This is a genomic window from Streptococcus sanguinis, from assembly GCF_020729725.1.
Classification (GTDB): domain Bacteria; phylum Bacillota; class Bacilli; order Lactobacillales; family Streptococcaceae; genus Streptococcus; species Streptococcus sanguinis_V.
This window is the reverse complement of record NZ_JAJEPA010000021.1, coordinates 173,052-192,370: the sequence shown is the minus strand read 5'-3', so window position 1 is coordinate 192,370 and position 19,319 is coordinate 173,052. Positions and strand designations below refer to the sequence as shown.

At 43.0% G+C, this 19,319-nt stretch carries 19 protein-coding genes and 2 pseudogenes; 3 read left to right on the top strand and 18 right to left on the bottom strand.

Features of this window, described 5'->3' with window-relative positions; genetic code table 11:
• From K4I03_RS11100 to K4I03_RS11080, 5 genes are all read right to left on the bottom strand, one after another.
• Window positions 1–633 carry a class I SAM-dependent methyltransferase gene (locus K4I03_RS11100; protein ID WP_227965355.1) on the bottom strand — a complete coding sequence of 211 codons (633 nt, stop codon included), beginning with the start codon at window positions 631–633 and terminating at the stop codon, window positions 1–3.
• Window positions 634–685: 52 nt separating this feature from the next.
• Window positions 686–1,201, bottom strand: coding sequence for a histidine phosphatase family protein (locus K4I03_RS11095; RefSeq protein WP_227965353.1), 516 nt, complete (start codon window positions 1,199–1,201; stop codon window positions 686–688).
• Between the two features lie 18 nt (window positions 1,202–1,219).
• Window positions 1,220–1,678 carry an isochorismatase family protein gene (locus K4I03_RS11090; RefSeq protein ID WP_227965351.1) on the bottom strand — a complete coding sequence of 153 codons (459 nt, stop codon included), beginning with the start codon at window positions 1,676–1,678 and terminating at the stop codon, window positions 1,220–1,222.
• A gap of 8 nt (window positions 1,679–1,686) precedes the next feature.
• Window positions 1,687–2,130 (bottom strand): dUTP diphosphatase, encoded by a 444-nt coding sequence (locus tag K4I03_RS11085; protein ID WP_227965349.1) that lies wholly within the window; start codon window positions 2,128–2,130, stop codon window positions 1,687–1,689.
• Between the two features lie 217 nt (window positions 2,131–2,347).
• The gene (locus K4I03_RS11080; RefSeq protein WP_227965347.1) at window positions 2,348–3,037 is read right to left on the bottom strand and encodes a gamma-glutamyl-gamma-aminobutyrate hydrolase family protein; all 690 of its coding nucleotides are present in this window, start codon (window positions 3,035–3,037) and stop codon (window positions 2,348–2,350) included.
• Between the two features lie 227 nt (window positions 3,038–3,264).
• Between K4I03_RS11080 and K4I03_RS11075 the strand changes: the two genes are divergently transcribed.
• Window positions 3,265–5,238, top strand: a complete 1,974-nt coding sequence (locus tag K4I03_RS11075; RefSeq protein ID WP_227965345.1) for a peptide ABC transporter substrate-binding protein — start codon at window positions 3,265–3,267, stop codon at window positions 5,236–5,238.
• A gap of 116 nt (window positions 5,239–5,354) precedes the next feature.
• Here the strand turns inward: K4I03_RS11075 and K4I03_RS12665 are convergent, their stop codons facing one another.
• The 4 genes and pseudogenes from K4I03_RS12665 to K4I03_RS11065 all read right to left on the bottom strand — a co-directional run bounded on the left by K4I03_RS12665 (window position 5,355) and on the right by K4I03_RS11065 (window position 8,832).
• Window positions 5,355–6,143 carry an ABC transporter ATP-binding protein gene (locus K4I03_RS12665; protein WP_373276230.1) on the bottom strand — a complete coding sequence of 263 codons (789 nt, stop codon included), beginning with the start codon at window positions 6,141–6,143 and terminating at the stop codon, window positions 5,355–5,357.
• Window positions 6,144–6,278: 135 nt separating this feature from the next.
• Window positions 6,279–7,007: pseudogene (locus K4I03_RS12660) on the bottom strand (ABC transporter permease); the annotation flags it as partial.
• Window positions 6,986–7,124: pseudogene (locus K4I03_RS12655) on the bottom strand (ABC transporter ATP-binding protein); the annotation flags it as partial. The pseudogenes K4I03_RS12660 and K4I03_RS12655, both read right to left, overlap by 22 nt.
• Before the next feature lies 1 nt (window position 7,125).
• Window positions 7,126–8,832: an ABC transporter ATP-binding protein gene (locus K4I03_RS11065; protein ID WP_032910568.1), complete on the bottom strand. Its 1,707-nt coding sequence runs from the start codon at window positions 8,830–8,832 to the stop codon at window positions 7,126–7,128.
• A gap of 159 nt (window positions 8,833–8,991) precedes the next feature.
• Here K4I03_RS11065 and K4I03_RS11060 point away from each other — a divergent pair, with 159 nt between their 5' ends.
• Both K4I03_RS11060 and galU read left to right on the top strand, forming a co-directional pair.
• Window positions 8,992–10,014 carry an NAD(P)H-dependent glycerol-3-phosphate dehydrogenase gene (locus tag K4I03_RS11060; RefSeq protein WP_227965342.1) on the top strand — a complete coding sequence of 341 codons (1,023 nt, stop codon included), beginning with the start codon at window positions 8,992–8,994 and terminating at the stop codon, window positions 10,012–10,014.
• A gap of 16 nt (window positions 10,015–10,030) precedes the next feature.
• Window positions 10,031–10,936, top strand: a complete 906-nt coding sequence (gene galU, locus K4I03_RS11055; protein ID WP_227965341.1) for a UTP--glucose-1-phosphate uridylyltransferase GalU — start codon at window positions 10,031–10,033, stop codon at window positions 10,934–10,936.
• Between the two features lie 100 nt (window positions 10,937–11,036).
• On the opposite strand, the gene K4I03_RS11050 is transcribed toward galU, so the two are convergent.
• From K4I03_RS11050 to K4I03_RS11010, 9 genes are all read right to left on the bottom strand, one after another.
• A complete protein-coding gene (locus tag K4I03_RS11050; protein ID WP_227965340.1) occupies window positions 11,037–11,720 on the bottom strand; it encodes a rhomboid family protein in 684 nt (227 codons plus the stop codon).
• On the bottom strand, window positions 11,701–12,240 hold the full coding sequence (locus K4I03_RS11045; RefSeq protein ID WP_227965339.1) for a 5-formyltetrahydrofolate cyclo-ligase: 540 nt from the start codon (window positions 12,238–12,240) through the stop codon (window positions 11,701–11,703). Before K4I03_RS11045 ends, K4I03_RS11050 begins: the two co-directional genes overlap by 20 nt.
• A 20-nt stretch (window positions 12,241–12,260) precedes the next feature.
• Window positions 12,261–13,394: an N-acetyldiaminopimelate deacetylase gene (locus K4I03_RS11040; RefSeq protein ID WP_227965338.1), complete on the bottom strand. Its 1,134-nt coding sequence runs from the start codon at window positions 13,392–13,394 to the stop codon at window positions 12,261–12,263.
• Between the two features lie 77 nt (window positions 13,395–13,471).
• Window positions 13,472–14,170 (bottom strand): 2,3,4,5-tetrahydropyridine-2,6-dicarboxylate N-acetyltransferase, encoded by a 699-nt coding sequence (dapD, locus tag K4I03_RS11035; RefSeq protein WP_002917803.1) that lies wholly within the window; start codon window positions 14,168–14,170, stop codon window positions 13,472–13,474.
• Between the two features lie 457 nt (window positions 14,171–14,627).
• Window positions 14,628–15,104 carry a hypothetical protein gene (locus tag K4I03_RS11030; RefSeq protein ID WP_227965337.1) on the bottom strand — a complete coding sequence of 159 codons (477 nt, stop codon included), beginning with the start codon at window positions 15,102–15,104 and terminating at the stop codon, window positions 14,628–14,630.
• 279 nt (window positions 15,105–15,383) lie between these two features.
• Entirely contained in the window at window positions 15,384–15,524 is a 141-nt protein-coding gene (locus tag K4I03_RS11025; protein WP_004193930.1) for a hypothetical protein, read from the bottom strand.
• A 227-nt stretch (window positions 15,525–15,751) separates the two neighbouring features.
• Entirely contained in the window at window positions 15,752–16,645 is an 894-nt protein-coding gene (locus K4I03_RS11020) for a hypothetical protein (protein ID WP_227965335.1), read from the bottom strand.
• A gap of 74 nt (window positions 16,646–16,719) precedes the next feature.
• Complete coding sequence (locus K4I03_RS11015) at window positions 16,720–17,703, bottom strand: hypothetical protein (RefSeq protein ID WP_002893971.1); 984 nt, start codon at window positions 17,701–17,703, stop codon at window positions 16,720–16,722.
• A 72-nt stretch (window positions 17,704–17,775) separates the two neighbouring features.
• Entirely contained in the window at window positions 17,776–19,083 is a 1,308-nt protein-coding gene (locus tag K4I03_RS11010; protein ID WP_227965332.1) for a hypothetical protein, read from the bottom strand.
• Between the last annotated feature and the right edge of the window lie 236 nt (window positions 19,084–19,319).

Below are 19,319 nucleotides of genomic sequence, written 5' to 3'. Positions count from 1 at the left end.
TTATTTTCTAATAATCCAAACAAAAGTAGATAAGACCTGACACACTTGCTCTATATTAGTAAAGCCAGCCTCTTCTAGCAAGCCTGCAACTTCTTGAGGCGAGAGGGTATTCATCAAACTAGCTTGATTCTCATAAGTACGCTGAACTTGTTGCTGATTGGCTCCTAGCTCTGAAGCAAGTGTTTTCCAATAGCCTAGTTGCTGGTTGGAAAAAAAGCTAAGAATCAGAAGGCCACCTTCACTTAAAGACTCATAAATTTTTCGAAGAAAAAAGCTGGGATTTTCAACAAACTGCAATACTAGCAAGCAAGAACAAATCTGATAAGCAGAAGGTAGCACTGCTTCTTCAAATCGATTATTAAGATACTCCGCTTGAGGCAGATGAACCTGACTTTTAAGCTCTTGTAGCATCGCCTCACTTGGCTCCACAACCGTCAACCCTGCCTCAGGAAATAAGGATGCCAAACCATTTAACTCATCCGTCTGGCTTGCCAAAGCTAACACCTTATCGACTTTTAAACTGGGTGCTAACCTGAGCAATACTCCTCGGAAAATCACATCTAGCATCACATCATAGCCTGGAATTTTCTGACGAATTTCTGTTGCATAGTCCTTGTTCTTAAATTCTTTCATATTTTCTTCTATCTCAAAATCCTTTTATTAAGATTCTTTTTACAACGAAACATTAAAACTTCAATTCACATTCAACAAACTGACAAAAATCAATCTGCTGATCAGCTACAAACTGGCGGATGAGCATGCGGTGAGCTACAAGAGCTACCGTCTCGTATTCTCTGTATTTACTTAGGGTGCGCACAAAGCGGTCTTTCATCTGCTCAGCCGTTTCATAACGGACAGGACTTCCTGCAGGAAGAGAACCATCGTTTTCAAAAAATAACTTCCGAGCCTGCTCAAACTTTTCTGTCCCACTCTCATATACCTGCCATTCATGCAGCAAAGGCTCCACAAAAAGCGGGAGTTGGCGGTCTCGAATCAGATAGGAAGCCGTCTCCAAAGCCCGCGTCACAGAAGAAGAGATCAGAATTTCCGCCTGTTCCAGCAAAGGATTATCAGCGGCCTCTGTCGCCATCCGACGACCAGCAGCCGACAAGGGAGCCAAATCTAGTCCAAAGCCAGTATAACCAGCCTCTTCCAAAAGTGAATAATCTGGCTCTCCGTGGCGGATAAAAATGATTTTCATACTAATGCCCTCATAAAGCTATCTAATCTTAATTCCGTAATCTTGCCATTGCTTCAGTGTTTTAGAGAATTTCTTCTGGTTGGCAACTCCGACAGCGGACAAATCGATGGAAACCTGATAATTCTCCTTGACAGCTGCCAAAACGGAAGCTTTGACACAGCCATTGCCATCCACTCCTATAAACTCTAAGCTTTTAGCACCATTTCCCTCTAAAAACTCTTTTAAATCCGGATTGGTAAAGCAAGAAGCCCGACGCTTCTCAAAGATGCGAGAAGATACAACCTGCAAACCAGTCGCAAATTTCTTCTTCCTATCTTTTCTCTCCCAGAAAAAACGGTTGAGAATATAGATAACCCAGTCGCTGGGATAACTGGCTATTTTGTCATTGACAGCCGCAGTCAATGCTTCATGATCATATGCTTTTCCTACAGCAACATAATCTGACTGCATATCTACAACTAATAAATAGTCTGCCATTTCTTACTCTATTTCCCAGTCGACCCAAATCCGCCGGTTCTCACGCCTTCCGCTTCATCTCTATCAGCAATCAGAAATGGTGCAAAGACAGCCTGAACCACACGTTCGCCAACTTCAAGGACGACTTCCTGATCCGTGATATTCTTCATTTGGGCAAAGATATGGCCTTCGTTTCCAGGATTGCCATAGTAGTCGCCATCAATGACCCCAACGGAGTTAATCAAAACCAGCCCTTTTTTGCGAGGATTGGATGATCGATCGTAAAGATAAAGCACCTCGCTCGGCTGCATATAGGCCTTGACACCAGTCGGAACCAGCTTAATCTCTCCTGGTGCTATGAGGGTGCGCTCTGCCACTTTCAAGTCGTAGCCAGCTGCGTGAGCTGTCTCTCTCTTTGGCAATAAATCTTCATTTGTAAAGCTGGAAACCAACTCGAATCCTCGAATTTTCATGCATTTCTCTTTTCTATTTTTGCTGTCCCTATTATACTAAATTCGCAAAAAACAAGCAAAAAAACCGCCAATTGGGCGGTTCTTATAGGGAGATTATTATGAAAAAGAAAAGTTTTAGGATTTCTAAACAAAGTTAGGAGGTCTTTGTTTATGGTCTTAGTATAGAACACTTATCTTAAATTTTCCTAAAAGTAACTTAAGAAAATGAAATTATTTTTTACAGCTCTTGCAAAAGGTACTGAAACAGCTCCAGATTTCCCTTTTCTTCGTTTATTAAAAACTCCGGATGCCATTGAAGGCCTATGATACGATGATTGTCAACCGATTCAATCGCTTCGATGGTATTGTCTCTTGGATCAAAAGCTGTCGCGCGGAAATTAGGTGCCAAGTCTCTGATGCTTTGTCGATGAACCGAATTAATCTGGCTAGCCTGACCAAACAAACGCTCTACAACGCTGTCTTTCTCCGTGCAAATGGAGTGCGAAGTACCAAATGGCAAGCCCTGCCAGTGATTTTCGATATGTTGATTGAGAGTGCCGCCAAAAGCAACATTTACCAACTGCAGACCGCGGCAGATGGCCATGACGGGCTTGTTTTGGCGCAGAGCTTCTTTCAAGAGTGCCAACTCAAACTCATCGCGGACAATATTGTAGTCATCACTGTCAATGGTCTTCTCTTCCCCATAAAACTGTGGGTGAACATTTTGCCCGCCTGACAAAATCAGCTTGTCAATCGTTTCTACATAATCCTGAACTAAACTTTTATCCCCAACGGGAATCACCATCGGCAGGCCACCAACCATTCGTACGCCGTCCACAAACTTGCGTGAGACAGAGGTGTGAATATTCTTTCCAGCTTCATCTACTGGACAAAGATTGGCTGAAATTCCAACAATCGTTCTGCACATACCGTGATTCCCCCTTATTTGATATAGTATATCTTACCACTCCTCTGCGAAGCCGTCCAATAGATTTTTTTAAAGCTGGTTATAAAAATTTTTTATCAGAATATGCAACACTATAAATCTCTTTTTTAAAATTTAGAAAAACATTTCAGAATTATCAGAAAATTATTTACTTTTGGCAGGAATTTGTTATAATAAGCAGTGTAAAAACTCATGACTTGGAGGTCCCTATGAGAAAATCAAAAATTCTTCTTGCCGCAGGGCTCACTCTGCTCTCTGTCGGCTTACTTACAGCTTGCTCTGGAGGCGGAAGTTCCCAATCCAGCAAAAAAATCTACAGCTATGTCTTTACGTCTGATCCAACAACTTTGGACTACATCCAGTCGGCAAAGGGGTCTACCCACGAGCTGACTACAAATGGTGTAGATGGCTTGCTGGAAAATGATAAATATGGAAACTTAGCTCCGTCTATCGCAGAAGATTGGACAGTTTCTCCAGATGGTCTCGTCTATACCTATAAGCTGCGCAAAGATGCCAAGTGGTATACCGCTGATGGCGAAGAATACGCAGATGTCACGGCTCAGGACTTTGTGGCAGGTATCAAACATGCTGCTGATGTCAAATCAGACGCTCTCCCTCTTATCCAAGATTCTATCAAGGGGCTGAGTGAATATGCAGCCGGTACCAACAAAGACTTTTCAACTGTTGGAGTCAAGGCACTGGACGATCATACGGTTCAATATACACTCAACAAGCCTGAAACCTACTGGAACTCTAAAACAACATCAGGTGTCATGATGCCGGTCAACGAGGCCTTTCTAGAAAAGCAAGGCAAGGAATTCGGTCAGGCAACCAAAGCCGACTCCATTCTGTATAACGGTCCATTTATCATGAAGTCCATTACTTCTAAATCCTCTGTCGAATTTGAGAAGAACCCTAATTACTGGGATAAGGACAAGGTCAAGATTGATGGTGTCAAACTGTCTTACTACGATGGTTCTGACCAAGATTCATTAGCGCGGACCTTTGGAGATGGCGGCTACAGTTTGGCAAGACTCTACCCAGCCACTTCCAGTTATTCCTCAATCGCCGAGAAATACAAAGATAATATCTTCATGACAGAAGCAGGAGCGGGTGTCGGTCTAATCAGCTTTAACATTGACCGTCAAAGTTATAACCACACTTCTAAAACCAGCGATGAACAAAAAGAAGCTACCAAAAAAGCTCTGCTGAACAAGGACTTCCGCCAAGCTCTAGCCTTTGCCCTTAACCGCGAAAGCTATTCGGCTCAAGTCAATGGAGAAGATGCAGCCAAGCCAGCTGTCCGTAATCTCTTTGTTCCGCCAACTTTCGTTCAGGCCAATGGCAAGGAATTTGGCACTCTGGTCGAAGAATCACTAGCTTCCTATGGTGACGAGTGGAAAGGTATCAAGCTGGATGACGGCCAAGACGGTCTCCACAATGCTGACAAAGCCAAAGCGGAATTTGCCAAAGCCAAGCAGGCTCTTGCAGATGAAGGCGTACAATTCCCAATTCACCTAGATGTTCCTGTCGCTCAGAATTCTACTAACTTCGTCAACCGTATGCAATCTCTGAAACAATCATTAGAAGAGGCGTTAGGAAAGGATAATGTCTCTGTAGACCTACAGATGCTGGCTGAGGACGAAGCACTAAACATCACCTTCAATGCTGAAGCTGCTAGCCAGGAAGACTGGGATATCAACGGTCTCGTTGCCTGGGATCCAGACTACCAAGATCCATCTACTTACCTGGACATTTTAGTGCCAGGTAACAGCACTCAGACCAGAACCTACCTTGGATTTGAAGGCAAAGACAATGCTGCTGCTAAAGCTGTAGGACTAGATGAGTACAGCAAGCTGATCGAAGAGGCCGGAAACGAAACACAAGATGTTGACAAGCGCTATGAAAAATATGCTGCAGCTCAAGCATGGCTGACAGATAGCGCTCTCGTTGTGCCAACTATGAGCAGCAGAGGAGCAGCACCGTTCATTTCTCGGATTGTGCCATTTACCAACTCTTATGCTCAGACAGGTACAAAAGACGCAAACTATCATAAATATGTAGAAATCAGTGATGAGATTGTCACGACTAAAGACTATCAAAAGGCCCAAGAAAAGTGGAAAAAAGAAAAAGAGGAATCCAATAAAAAGGCCCAAGAGGATCTAGCTAAACATGTGAAATAATCACTACTTTGATGTTAATTAAAAATCCAGCAGGAAAAGAAACCTGCTGGATTTTTTTAATTTTCTATCTGATTCTTCAAAAGCCTAGTTGATTATCCAACTGCAAAACCAACCAGCTACTCAAAGACAAACTGGTTATGATAAAGTTCTGAGTAGAAACCGCCGAGTTTGAGGAGCTGGTGATGATCGCCCTGTTCGATGACCTCTCCGTCTTTGAGGACGATAATCTGGTCTGCATTTAGAATAGTCTTGAGGCGGTGAGCAATAACAAAGCTAGTCCGGCCAGCCACAACGGCTTCCATGGCCTGTTGAATCTTGCTCTCTGTTACCGTATCGACATTGGAAGTCGCTTCATCCAAAATCAAGACTTGCGGGTCAGTCAGCAGAGTTCTAGCAATGGAAATCAGCTGTTTCTGCCCAGTTGAGAAAATATTCTGGTCATCATCTACCAAGGTATCGTATTTGTCTGGCAGACTTTCGATATAGTCATGGATATGAGTCGCACGCGCAGCCGTTTCTACCATCTCCTGACTGGCATCCGGCACACCGAAGCGGATATTGTCCCGAATCGTACCACTAAAGAGCACCGAATCCTGCAAGACAATCCCCACATGGCTCCGTAAGCTATCCAGCTCATAGTCCCGAATGTCGCGACCGTCAAACTCAATGCTGCCACTATCCACATCATAAAAACGATTGAGCAGGTTCATAATGGTCGTCTTACCTGAACCAGTCGGGCCAACAACAGCCGTCATCTTGCCCTTAGGGGCTAAAATAGATACGTCTTTGAGAATAGGCTTGCCTTCTACATAAGAGAAGTCCACATGCTTGATCTCCACGGAGTCTGTAAGCTCTGTGAAAGCAGGTGCATTCTCTGGTCGGACTTCCTCTGGTGCATCAAACATCTCCTGAATCCGGTCAGCCCCTGTAAAGGCCAACTGCAAACTGCCCCAGCTGGCTGCAATCTGGATGATGGGCTGATAATACTGCTGAGAAAACTGAGTAAATGTGGTAATCAGGCCAACTGCAACAGCCGTTTCGACATTAGGGTCGCTCAGTAAGACAGCCGAACCAACAAAAATCACAATGGCTGTATTAATCAAATTCATCCCGTTCATAATAGGGAAAAGAAGCCCTGAAAATGTTCGGCCTTTAAAGGTTGCTGAGCGTACTCGGTCATTCTGCTCAATGAAACCTTTGATGACCTCCTCCTGCATTCCCTGAACGATAACGGCTTTCTGACCGGAAATAGTCTCGTCCATATAAGCATTGAGGCGGCCGACTTCTTTTTGCTGAAGATTGGTGTACTTCCTGGCCAACCTGACAATGACCACTAGAAGAAGAAAAGCAACCGGAGTGCTGGCTACCGTAATCCAGGCCAATCTAGCATTTTGGACAAACATGATAATCACGAGGCCCAGATAGAGCAAGGCATTGCTCATAACCTGTATCATACTCTCGTTTAGAGCTTGCAGGATATTGTCCAAGTCGCTAGTAAAGCGCGATAAAATATCTCCATCCTGATGGCGATCAAAGAAAGCAACTGTCAGCTTGGATAGCTTGCCAAACAGGCCCTTGCGCATCTCATTGGTCGAATGGGCAATAACTCGGGTCATCAAAACCATATAAATCAAGCTAGAAACAGACAGGCAGACAAAGGACACTAATACACTGCCCATGACGCTGCCAAAAATCGACAGAATTTGATCAGTCTCACCCTTCTCCGCAAAAGCACGTCCCAACTCAACCAAATGCTGAACAGCCTGACCGACATAAACCGGAAAAAGGACCTGAAAAACAGTCGCTGTTATCATCATCAAAAGGACAACGACAAAGGATAATTTGTAACGCTTAAAATATTGCCAGAAAAATGCAATCGTCCGCATCTTAGTCCTCCTTCCCTTTCTGAGTTTCGTAAATTTCGCGGTAAACATCGTTAGTGGCGACCAATTCCGCATGTGTCCCTTGACCAATCAGCCGTCCTTGATCCAAGACCAGAATCTTATCTGCATGTACAACAGAGCTAATCTTTTGAGCAATGATAATCGTCGTCGTTCCTTGCAGCTCTTTGTTCAAGGCTTCTTGAACCAACTTTTCTGACTTGGCATCCAAGGCTGAGGTCGAATCATCTAAAATCAAAATATTGGGATTGTTGACAACACCTCTGGCAATGGACATCCGCTGCTTCTGACCGCCAGAGAAGTTGCTGCCACGCTCCTCCACTGCACTGTCAAAACTCTCTTCCATACGGCTGATAAATTCACTGGCTTGGGCAATACGAGCCGCCCGCTCCATTTCAGGCAGCGAAGCGTTGAGCTTGCCCTGACGGAGATTATCCGCAATGGTCCCGCTAAATAGAATCGCCCGCTGCAGCACGATAGAAACATTTTTACGAAGAGTTCCCTGACTAAGCTCTCGCAGATCTCGACCGCCAATCTTGACCGAACCTTCCTGCGGGTCAAAAAGACGGGGAATCAGCTGAGCCAAGGTGGACTTGCCAGCGCCTGTCGCACCGACAACGCCAATCATTTGCCCAGGCTCTACCTCAAAGCTGATATCCTTTAGCATTGGCTCGTCATCATTGGGATAGGAAAAAGTCACATGCTCAAAGCTGAGGCTACCTTCTAGTTCTTCATCTGGCGAGTCTGGGAAAGCCATAGCTGGCTCCGTTGCCAATACTTCCTTGATCCGACGGATAGAAATGATCCCCCTCGTCACACCATTTCCCAAGAAGCCAACCATAATGATAGTGAAAATAATCTGGCTCAGGTAACCGATAAAAGAAGCGATGGAGCTGACCAGTCCTGGCTCCGCCTGAATCATGCCAGATAGAGTCCAGATAGCCAAGTAAACAGAGCTGTAGCCGACCAACATCATCATTGGCTCAATGATTGAAAAAGCGTAGCCAATATAGAGATTCTCTGACAAAAGTTCATCAGACACCTGACTGAACTTATGAAACTGGTCTTCCTCCCGAACGAAGGACTTGACCACTCGCACACCACGAAGATTTTCCTTAGCAATGGCATTAATCTTATCCAAAAGAGTCTGGAATTTCTTAAAACGAGGCCCCATCATCCCCATCATGACAGCCGTTAGACCAGCTATGAGCACAATCAGCAAGAAGATAATCCACCAGAGAGAGGGCATGGTCACAATGGCCAAGATAACTGATCCGATAAAAAGAATGGGCAGTCGAAGAAGAATTTGAAAGAGCATCATAGTTACATTTTGAATCTGATTGATGTCATTCGTCATCCGCACGACTAGATTACCAGCGTTGAATTCCTCGATATTGGCATAAGAAAAGGTCTGAATCTTGCGGAAAGTCTCCTCGCGGAGATCTGATGAGACAGCTTGGGCAATATAAGCCGCCAAGGTCACATTAATCCCTCCTGCCACCAGTCCGACAAAACCGATGCCAATTAGCCAGCCGCCCATACTGTAGATGGTCTGGCTATTTTGCTCCTGCAGAGCATCTAAGATGTGCTTTAAAAACCAGGGCAGTAAAAGAGAGCTGGCAATCATCAGCGAGGTCATCAAAAGCGAACTCAGGGCATACCATTTATACCGTAATAGACTTTTAAAAAACATGCTTCCTCCTACTTTTTTCTTATTTGACTTAGTTTCCTTACTATATCACACATAAAAACAATGTCAAGCAAGAAATTTCTTATATTATATGGTAAAATGAGATATAGACTCTAAAACCGATTTAAATTCAGACTCGGAATTTCATCATAAGGAGAAGATATGGATAAACAACGAGTTGCTGTGATTGGTCCTGGTTCTTGGGGAACGGCCTTATCACAAGTGTTAAATGACAACGGACATGAGGTTCGTATTTGGGGAAATATCGCTGAGCAAATCAACGAAATCAACGACGAACACACCAATAAACGCTACTTCAAAGATATTGTCCTGGACGAAAAGATCAAGGCCTATCATGACCTGGAAGAAGCTTTAAAAGATGCGGATGCCGTGCTTTTTGTCGTGCCGACCAAGGTAACCCGTCTGGTAGCCAAACAAGTAGCTCAAACTCTGGACCACAAGGTGAAAATCATGCACGCCTCCAAGGGACTGGAGCCCAATACCCACGAACGGATTTCAACTATCCTAGAAGAAGAAATCCCTGCAGAGCTACGCAGCGAGATTGTCGTCGTCTCAGGTCCCAGCCATGCTGAGGAAACCATTGTACGCGATATTACCCTAATTACTGCTGCTTCTAAGGATCTGGAAGCAGCTAAGTATGTACAGGAGCTCTTCAGCAATCACTACTTCCGCCTCTACACTAATACCGACGTCATCGGAGTGGAGACTGCAGGCGCTCTAAAAAACATCATAGCAGTTGGAGCTGGTGCTCTCCACGGACTGGGCTATGGTGACAACGCCAAGGCAGCTATTATCACACGCGGTCTAGCCGAAATTACACGTCTAGGTGTCAAGTTAGGAGCCAACCCTCTGACTTATAGCGGCCTATCTGGTGTCGGTGACCTGATTGTAACTGGAACCTCTGTTCACTCCCGCAACTGGCGGGCCGGCAATGCTCTAGGTCGCGGCGAGAAATTAGCTGATATTGAAGCCAATATGGGCATGGTTATTGAAGGGATTTCTACCACCAAGGCAGCCTATGAACTGGCTCAAGAGCTGGATGTTTATATGCCGATTACCCAGGCTATTTATAAGGTTATTTATCAAAATTGTAATATCAAAGATGCCATTTATGAAATCATGAACAATGAATTCAAGGCTGAGAACGAATGGACTTCGTTCTAATAGAAAGGAAATAATTATGTCAAAAGTTAAGAAAGCCGTCATCCCTGCAGCTGGCCTCGGAACCCGCTTCCTGCCAGCCACTAAAGCTCTAGCCAAGGAAATGTTGCCGATTGTTGACAAGCCAACCATCCAGTTCATCGTTGAGGAAGCTCTCAAATCTGGAATTGAAGATATTCTAGTTGTCACAGGTAAGTCAAAACGCTCCATCGAAGACCACTTTGACTCAAACTTTGAATTGGAATATAACCTCAAAGAAAAGGGTAAAGACGACTTGCTCAAATTGGTCGATGAAACCACTGGTATCGGTCTGCACTTCATCCGTCAAAGCCATCCGCGCGGACTGGGAGATGCTGTCCTTCAGGCCAAGGCTTTCGTAGGAAACGAGCCTTTCGTTGTCATGCTGGGCGATGATCTCATGGACATCACCAATGATAAGGCTGTGCCACTGACCAAGCAATTGATTGATGACTACGAAGCTACTCATGCTTCTACCATCGCTGTCATGCAGATCCCTCATGATGAAGTTTCCTCTTATGGTGTGATTGCCCCTCAAGGTGAAGGTGTCAAAGGTCTCTACAGCGTGGAAACTTTCGTCGAAAAGCCAAAACCTGAAGATGCACCGAGTGATTTGGCTATTATCGGCCGCTACCTGCTGACACCAGAAATTTTTGAAATCTTAGAAAAGCAAGCGCCAGGTGCTGGAAATGAGATTCAGCTGACCGATGCGATTGATACTCTTAACAAGACGCAACGCGTGTTCGCTCGCGAATTTAAGGGAGATCGCTATGATGTCGGTGACAAGTTCGGCTTTATGAAGACTTCAATCGACTACGCCCTCAAGCATCCGCAGGTCAAAGACTCCTTGAAGCAGTATATCATTGACCTGGGTCATACATTAGAGAAAAAACAAAGTAAAAAATAATTGATTCAAACAACTAACGTTGAAAATAAAATTTTAGCTATAAAAAAGAGGTTGAAAACCTCTTTTTTTGATATTTCATCAGTTATTTTCTAAAGATTCATTAAATCAAAGAATGATGAAAGCCTAGAAAAATTAGAAGGGCAGCCAAGGCTAGATAACCGAATAGGACTAGCCAGCGCTGAGCAGGTTTAAAGGCATTGCTTGAGCCTTTGATAGGGAGAATGACCGCACAGAGTATGCCACCAATCAAACCGCCCAAATGCCCCGCCAAGCTGATACTAGGCATGAAACTAAAGATGATATTGACCACAATCAAGGTCATATAAGACTGCCCCAGCTGCTGAATGTAGCTGTCGCGAACGACATATTGCAGGGTCACGATAGAGGCAAAAAGTCCAAACAAGGCGGTTGAAGCTCCTGCTGATAGAGCATCTGGACTGAAAAAGAAGACAAAGATATTTCCCATTAGGCCAGACATCATATAGAGCAGAAAGAAATTTCGTGAGCCAAAAATGTCTTCTGCCTGCCGTCCAATAAAATAAAGAGTAATAACATTTACCACAAAGTGCTCCAAGCCAATATGCACAAAGATAGCAGAAAAGAGGCGCCATATCTGAATGGGATTCATGATAATAGTTGGAGAATACACTGCTCCAAATTCAAAGACCGTTTGTGCTTCAGCATAAGAAAAGCCACGTAAAATAAGCATCCCCACAAAGACAAGTGTTGTCAAAATTAGCAAAATACTGGTCACAGGATATTTTTTATCGTAGATGTAGTTCATAAATCAGTACTTCCTTTACTGCTATATCGTGATAATCGGGTTCAAAATCAGACTGTTGAAAACTATAGATGCTGCTGATAGACGCTCCAGCAAAATCAGCCAGATAGCGGTCATAGTAGCCACCGCCATAACCAATCCGAAAGCCTTGAGAATTGAAGACCACACCCGGCACATGAATCAGATCAATCTCCGTCTTCTCCACAGCCTCTTCGCTCATCGGCTCCATAAGGCCAAAGGAGCTTTTTTGCAGGCGGCTTTCATCATAATCCACAAATATCATCCGACCCTGGCCATAGGTTTTGGGCACTAAAACCCGCTTACCATCTAACTGAGCCTGCTTGATAAAGGATGCAGTTGAGACTTCATGCGGCATAGAAAGGTAGGTAGCAATAACCTGAGCTTTTTGATAAGCTGCTGAACTGAGCAAGTGCTGGGTCAGCCAGTTATCTGCCTGCTCTTTTTCTTTTCCTGACAGTGTCTTCATCTGGTTCAGTACAGTTTGTCTCAGCTCTTTTTTCATGCAGCTCGTCCACCTTTTTCTTATCTTTCGTTGATTTTATAATCTAGGAATTTTCCAATCTTTTCAATAGCAAAAGGCAGTGCTGCCTCGTCGGGTGTCATCTTGGGATGATGGAGGGCATAGGGACTGTCCACTCCCAGCCAGAACATGACACCCTTGACCTTACTGAGCAGATAGCCGAAGTCCTCACCTGTCATAGCCGGCGCAATATCAATCAGCTGCACTCCTTCTTCCTTCTGGAAAAAGTCCATCAATTCGTCTGCTAGGTCAGGATGATTTTCTACAGGTAGGTAGCCACCTTGTTTAAGCTCCAAGTCCAATTCCAGACCGAAACTTTGGGCTATGCCCTCTGCTATTTCCCGTAAGCGCTTCTGAGTCAAGAGGTTCATCTCCTGAGTCAGAGTCCGAATGGTGCCATGCAAAAAGGCCGTTTCTGCGATGACATTGTTGGTCGTGCCAGCATGGAGCGAACCAAAGGTCACAACCGCCCCCTCGATAGGATCGACATTGCGACTGACAATGGTCTGCACCTGGGTGATAAAGTAGCTAGCCGCCACCAAAGCATCATTGGCTTCATGAGGAAAGGCCGCATGGCCTCCCTTCCCCTTAAAAGTCAGCTTGACCTCACAGGTACCAGCAAAGAGAGTTCCTCTGTTAGTCGCAATATCACCGACCTTGAGGTCCGGTCGCACATGAAGTCCATAAAACTCATCTGGCAGCCAGTCACCAAAAGCACCGTCTTCGTACATGAGCATTCCACCAGCTTCGTTTTCCTCTGCAGGCTGAAAGAGAAAAAGCAGATTGTGGGTAGGCTGAGTGCTCACAGCTTGCTCCAGCAGACCTAGAGCCACCGTCATGTGCATATCATGTCCGCAGGCATGCATGCGACCTTCATGAGTACTGGCAAAGTCCAGTCCTGTATCCTCCACAATCGGCAAACCATCAATATCTGTCCGCCAGCCAATCGTCTTATCTGGTGAACTTCCCTTGATAAAGACCAAAATACCAGTCCGCCAAGTTCGGATTTCCACAAAGTCTAGGCCAGCTGTCAGGCCATCAATGACCTGCATCAGGTAGGCATGAGTCTTGTATTCTTCCAGACCGATTTCTGGTATCTGGTGTAAATCACGGCGAATGTTCAGGTAATCAAGCATTGTTTCTTTCCTTTAAAATCTTGTCAGACCAGTCAAAGTGTTGGGCTGCACCCAATCAATTCATCTTTATGCCATCTTTAAAGAGTACGCAGAGCGTCTTCCAGAGCTGTCTTCTGCTGGGTCTTCTCGTCAATAGTCTTGATAACTCGTGCCGGAACACCAGCAACCACTACATTTTCCGGAACATCCTGGGTCACAATCGCACCAGCCGCAACAACGGAACCACTGCCAATTTGTACACCTTCGATCACAACCGCATTGGCACCAATCAGCACATTGTCTCCAACCCGAACTGGCTCAGCACTAGCCGGCTCAATGACTCCCGCCAGAACCGCACCAGCACCGACATGACTGTTTTTGCCGACAATCGCTCGGCCACCCAGAATAGCCCCCATATCAATCATGGTCCCAGCACCAATCTCCGCACCGATATTGATGACCGCCCCCATCATGATGACAGCATTGTCGCCAATTTCAACTTGGTCTCGAATAATAGCGCCCGGCTCAATGCGGGCATTGATGTCACGCTTATCCAAAAGCGGCACCGCTGAGTTGCGGGCATCCTGCTCTACGACATAAGTCTTATTTTCCTCTAAGTTCACTAGGAGCGGCTTGATTTCTTCCCAGTCTCCAAAAAGAACATTGCCTAACTTCACAACAGACCAAGGGATTGATCCGTGCAATTCTCCATCAAAGGTTACCTTGACAGGAGTTTTTTTCTTGGCATCAGCGATAAATTTGATAATTTCTTGAGCGTTCATTTTAGTAGCAGACATAGCTTTACCTCTCTGTTCTTTCCATTTCTTTATGTAGAGAAAGATACACTCTCTCCTAGCCATCTAATATTTATCTATTATAACACAATTCAGAAGTTTAGTTTGTACTTTCTTAGAACGATATTATTATTCCCTATTCAGAGGATTGAATATTTTTTAAATGACGTCTCCTATCTTTATCCTCTGCAAATTCCAAATGACAGTGGATTCTATCTAACATAGACTCAGATTAATGTCCCTTGATTCCTACTTTGTAATAAGTATTTGGAAGCTCCAAATGTTTTAGGGCACCCTAGATACCCGATTGTGATAAGGCCCATTGCGATTGGTTCCATCTATTCCTTAGACTTTTACTTCCCCAACGCCTTTCTGATACTCTCATCAGGATTTTTTTTAGTTCTATTTTCGCAAGCCTCTTGATTTTTAAAGAAGATTCTGGCGTTTCTGGTCTATCTTCTCAGACCGTGCTGGTCAGCAAACTTTTTAGACGGTAAAGCCCATTTACTTCATCAAAATACAAAGAAACCGTCATATTGTCTGTGGTGGAATAACTAAGACTAATTAAAACAACTTGCCCCTTACCTACTTTAGAAGCATAAATGGTTTTAGGCATCCCCAGTTCTGCTATGGCCTGTTTTACTTCCATTCCTTCTTGCTCATCTTGAGGAATAAGAGATTGGTAATCATCGACCGATTTCGTAACTGGCCCCCAAGCATTACGAAATATTCTAACGTATACTAATGAGAGCTCTGTTTGACCTCCAACATCCCTAAACCTTAAGATAATATCTCCTTTCTCTCCTATTAATTTATACGTCAATTCAACTAGTTGGCTGCCTTTCACGCTATTATCTATGCTACCGGAACTAGCTTTTCCATACTTCTCAACAATATCCTGTGGAAGTACATTAGGTTCTTTCATCGTTTTTACCATCTGTAGCACATCTTCTATTTGAAAGTCTATTTGTCGATTCTCTTCAATAAGGTCAGAATATTCTTCAGTCTGCTTCTTTATATTGTCTTCTGATTCATTCTGAACAGTACTAGCAGACTGCGCTGATGACTCATTTGGTACTTGATTGGACCTTGGCCACATATATGATACAAGGATTGAAAAACAAGTAATTAGCACTAGACCTGTAGAAACTACTAACAAAGAGGCGTATCGAGACTGACCTAAACTTGATATAAGTTTAGGTTTTCGATTCCCTGCCTACTTTTTTTGCTGTTTTTCTTTAGCTGTAGCCTCAAAGACTTCCCCCTGAGGACTGCTATCAGAGAATACACTAGTTGCTTGCTTGTTTAATCCCGTCTTCTTTGACCATTCTCGTTGAATTTTTCGTCCTCTTCCCATGCTCTTCTCCTCAAATAAACCAAATCTCTATTTTTTCTATCAATTATTTTTTTAAAACAAAGAAGACCGTCTGCCTACTTTTTCATAATCTGACAAATACTATCCATTCAATAAAATGAACCTTGGTCGCACAATAGAGGATATTTTTAATTTTCCACTGCAATGAATACTCATAAGCATCTTCAATCATTGCCTACTGATACTTTTCGCTCTCAAGATAGCTAACATCAGGTGATATGTTTTTCGTAAAGAAGATAGTCACCGGCCTGAGAAACGGTGAACCAGAGACTTACATATTTCCCATCCTTCAACTTATATAAAACATTCAGCTTTTGACCACTCTCGCCACCGGAATCAATTTCTATGTATTTTGATAGACCAAACTTCTCTAAAATTTCCTGATAGCTAGTTCCATCTTCGTTTTGAAACTCTTTACCAAGGACAAGATGTTCAAAATCTTCCTCTTTTAGATCCGTTCGGCTTTGAACATGCTGCGAACTAGCAAGATTATAAGAATAAATACCTGACAATTGATATTCATTATTTATTTTTTCAAAGTAGAAAGACAAACGCTGCCGCGGTTCTTCTCGAGAATAGAAAAGACTCATGCGCCCATCAGTCTGATTCAGGAAAGGAGCTAGATTACCTGACTGCGCTTTACCAAATTTCTTCACAATATCCTTGGGTGTTAGTCCAGACCCACTTCGCTCATCAACATCACTTTTTTTCTGTAGTTGAAGCTGACTAATATCCTCATAAGTCCAGTCAAAATGATTGTTCCCCTTATCCACATATTCGTCCAATACTCTCTGAGGGGATAAGAAATGTTCAAACCGTTCCACCAAATAAGGAACTGACAAAAGCAAGAGGATGGACAAGAAACCTACTGATAACCACAGCACTTGTTTATTAACAAGCTTACGTCCAAGAATTCCTTTTCTGTCTCTCTCAACCGGAGTAGAGCACTTATTTTCCACCCTATTCTTCGTAACTTCTTGGCGCTCCGCTTCAGTAATAGCTAGTTCCTGATTCTCTTGAACTTTTCCTGCTCTCTTCTGACCCTGTTGAAATTTAGTTTGACGCTTCTGGCGCATACTCTCCCGCTCTTTTCTTGGCATCATTCTCTCCTTCATGCCTCAATTATCATGTCATCCTCAATCAAATAATCCTAAACTGTAGAACAAGAATCTTCTTATCAATAAACATACTTCCGAGTCAGTCGATAATCCCCTGTCTTTGATAAGGCAAAGTCTAAGTAAAGATAGCTTTTATTCGTCAGCTTATATTTGAGATAGACAATCGTTCTGTCTTTATAGTCTACAGACTTGTTGATAACTTGTGGCAAACCAAAACGCGACACCACATCTTGAATGTGGGCACCTTGACCAAACTCGTCTGCTTTCAAGTCCTGGAAATCTGCTTCAGTCAGCGTTTCTGAGCCACTTGAGTAAAGCGAACTGCTCAGTTGGTTACCACGAATTGTGCTCAGTCGGTACTTGCCGTCAATTTTTTTGAACAAAAGACTAGCTGTTTGTTGTCCACTCGATTCACTATAAAAAAGATAAAGTGTATCGTCGCTACCGTTATTGCTTTCTCCTCCAGAAGTTGCCTTCCCAAACCGTTCGATAATTTCTTCGGCAGTTGGAGCGTCTTGTCCACTTCCTTGCTGTTCAGATGAATAGACTTGAAGAGCTAAGATATCATCAAATGTCCAAGCGAAGTTAGCTGCTTTCTTATCAACATAAGCTGTCGCTTCTTGAGAAGTCTCATCCTCAGGAACCTCCCATGAGCGAGATGATGTTTCCGAAAAAGAGTAACTCTCACTTTCCTTACTAGAGGACCAACTAGATTGATAGGTGTTGCGTTCCTGACTTCCCTTATTTGAAGAAACATATCGAAAAATAGGAATAAGCACCAATATCACTAAAAGAATTGACCCGCTTGTCCAGACCCACTTTAAATTTTTTCTCCTCTTCTCTACAAACTCCCCTTGCTTCCAATCAGTTTTTGTTTCGAGTTTCTTCTCTCCTGTTGGTAACTGATGTGATTCTTCTTTCGTTTTATCAATATCAGGACTTTTTTGAGGTTGTCGCTGCTCTTTTTTAGCTGACGCCGATTTACCTCCTGTAAATTTAGCCTTGTGCTGTTGTCTCAATGACTCTAAATCTCTTTTTTTCATCCATCCTCCTATTGTATTTTTTTAACTCTATGCTTTTAGCACCTTGAACAAAATTAGCTTCTACATCAAGCGCTAAGTGTTTGTTTCTCCTGCTCCATCCTCTAAACCAGAATTTTTTTCTAATATATAACCTTGAGAATCAGAGACTCCAAAAGAAAGATGAACTATTTGGCCATCAGATAACTGGTAACTAATAGACACTTTGCTAGAAGATATGTAATTTGTATAGATAGAAAGGCTATCTGGCAATCCCAATTGACCGACAACTTCTTGGTAGGATTTTCCTTTCTCTATACCAGAAAAATCTTGACGAGTTAATTGAGAATTTCGATTTGGTAAACTATTGCTGCTAAGATGATGACTGAACAGAGAATCTAATTTAGGCGTTCCCACACTACCGTAACTAGAAAAAGAAATTGAAACCGAAGCATTTGATCCTGCATCAGGATAATCTAAATTCAGTGTTATTATTTGATTATCATAGTTATGTTCTCTCCCTGATTTCGCTTTTCCTAACTTAGCAACCACTTCGTCTGCAGTTAAACGAGAGGCAGTTCCTTTAAAATCCGCAAACAAAAGTGCGAGATCATCATAAGTGATATGGAACTGATATTCTTCTCCAGCAATCAATTCTGAACGATTAGTAGAAGTTAAATCCTTTTCGCTGTTAGATGACATTCCCCCCTGATAAATATCAAAAGAATCATTATAAATATTGTTTGTTTTAGAACTCGGATTGGAAACTAGCCCTGCAGCTCCTAGTCCTATGAGTAACATGAAAAACGCCCACATAAGTTTCCAACCCATAGAACTATCAGATGAAGTCTCCGAATTTTCCTTCCAAAAAGCCTCATTCTCTTCTTTTTTAGCGAGCTCCTCAGCACTAAATCTCGGACGCAGCTCATACTCTTCTGCTTCAGATACAAGTTCTGAGTCTGGACGATTAGTTTCATCCTTAAAATAGAGTGATTCTTTCTTCTTAGATTTCAAGGATTCTAAAGCAAAAATAAGGCGAGATAACTCTCTCTCCCTCAGGTGTAAGAAGTCATCTGACTCAGCCGTTGAAACTCGTTTAATCTCTGTTTCAGTTCTCAAGCCGTCTGGAGTCTCTGAAACATCCTGATAGCTTAACTGAGCCCTACTATCTTTGTCGCTTACATTAATTACTGGATTAGAAGAGGATTCATTGAACTCAATGTTTTCTATTTTTTCTACTACTTTTTTCTCAATCATTTGAGATTGAGCCAAAACCTGAGATTTCTCTTCTTCAGATTTTTTGGATGGGAATACAGAATGATTGACGTCCCTTCTTTTAGGCTGAACCTTGTTAAATTTTGATTTATGTTCCCGTCTTAAGGCTTCTAGATTTCTTTTTTCCATATATTCTCCCAATCATATTTTTTAAACTAATCAGCATTAGTAAGATAGCATTTTTCATTCATTTCGATAGATCTGCTCTAACAGACAGTCGCTAGCTTCTCTTTCTTCAATAAGCTAGAAATACCATATCTGTATCAATAACTTTTTTAAAACATCATTTACTATTTAAAATATTTTACAACAAAAATAACTAATGTGAGACTTTGATGAATAGTCCTTTTAACTTCTCAGTTCAC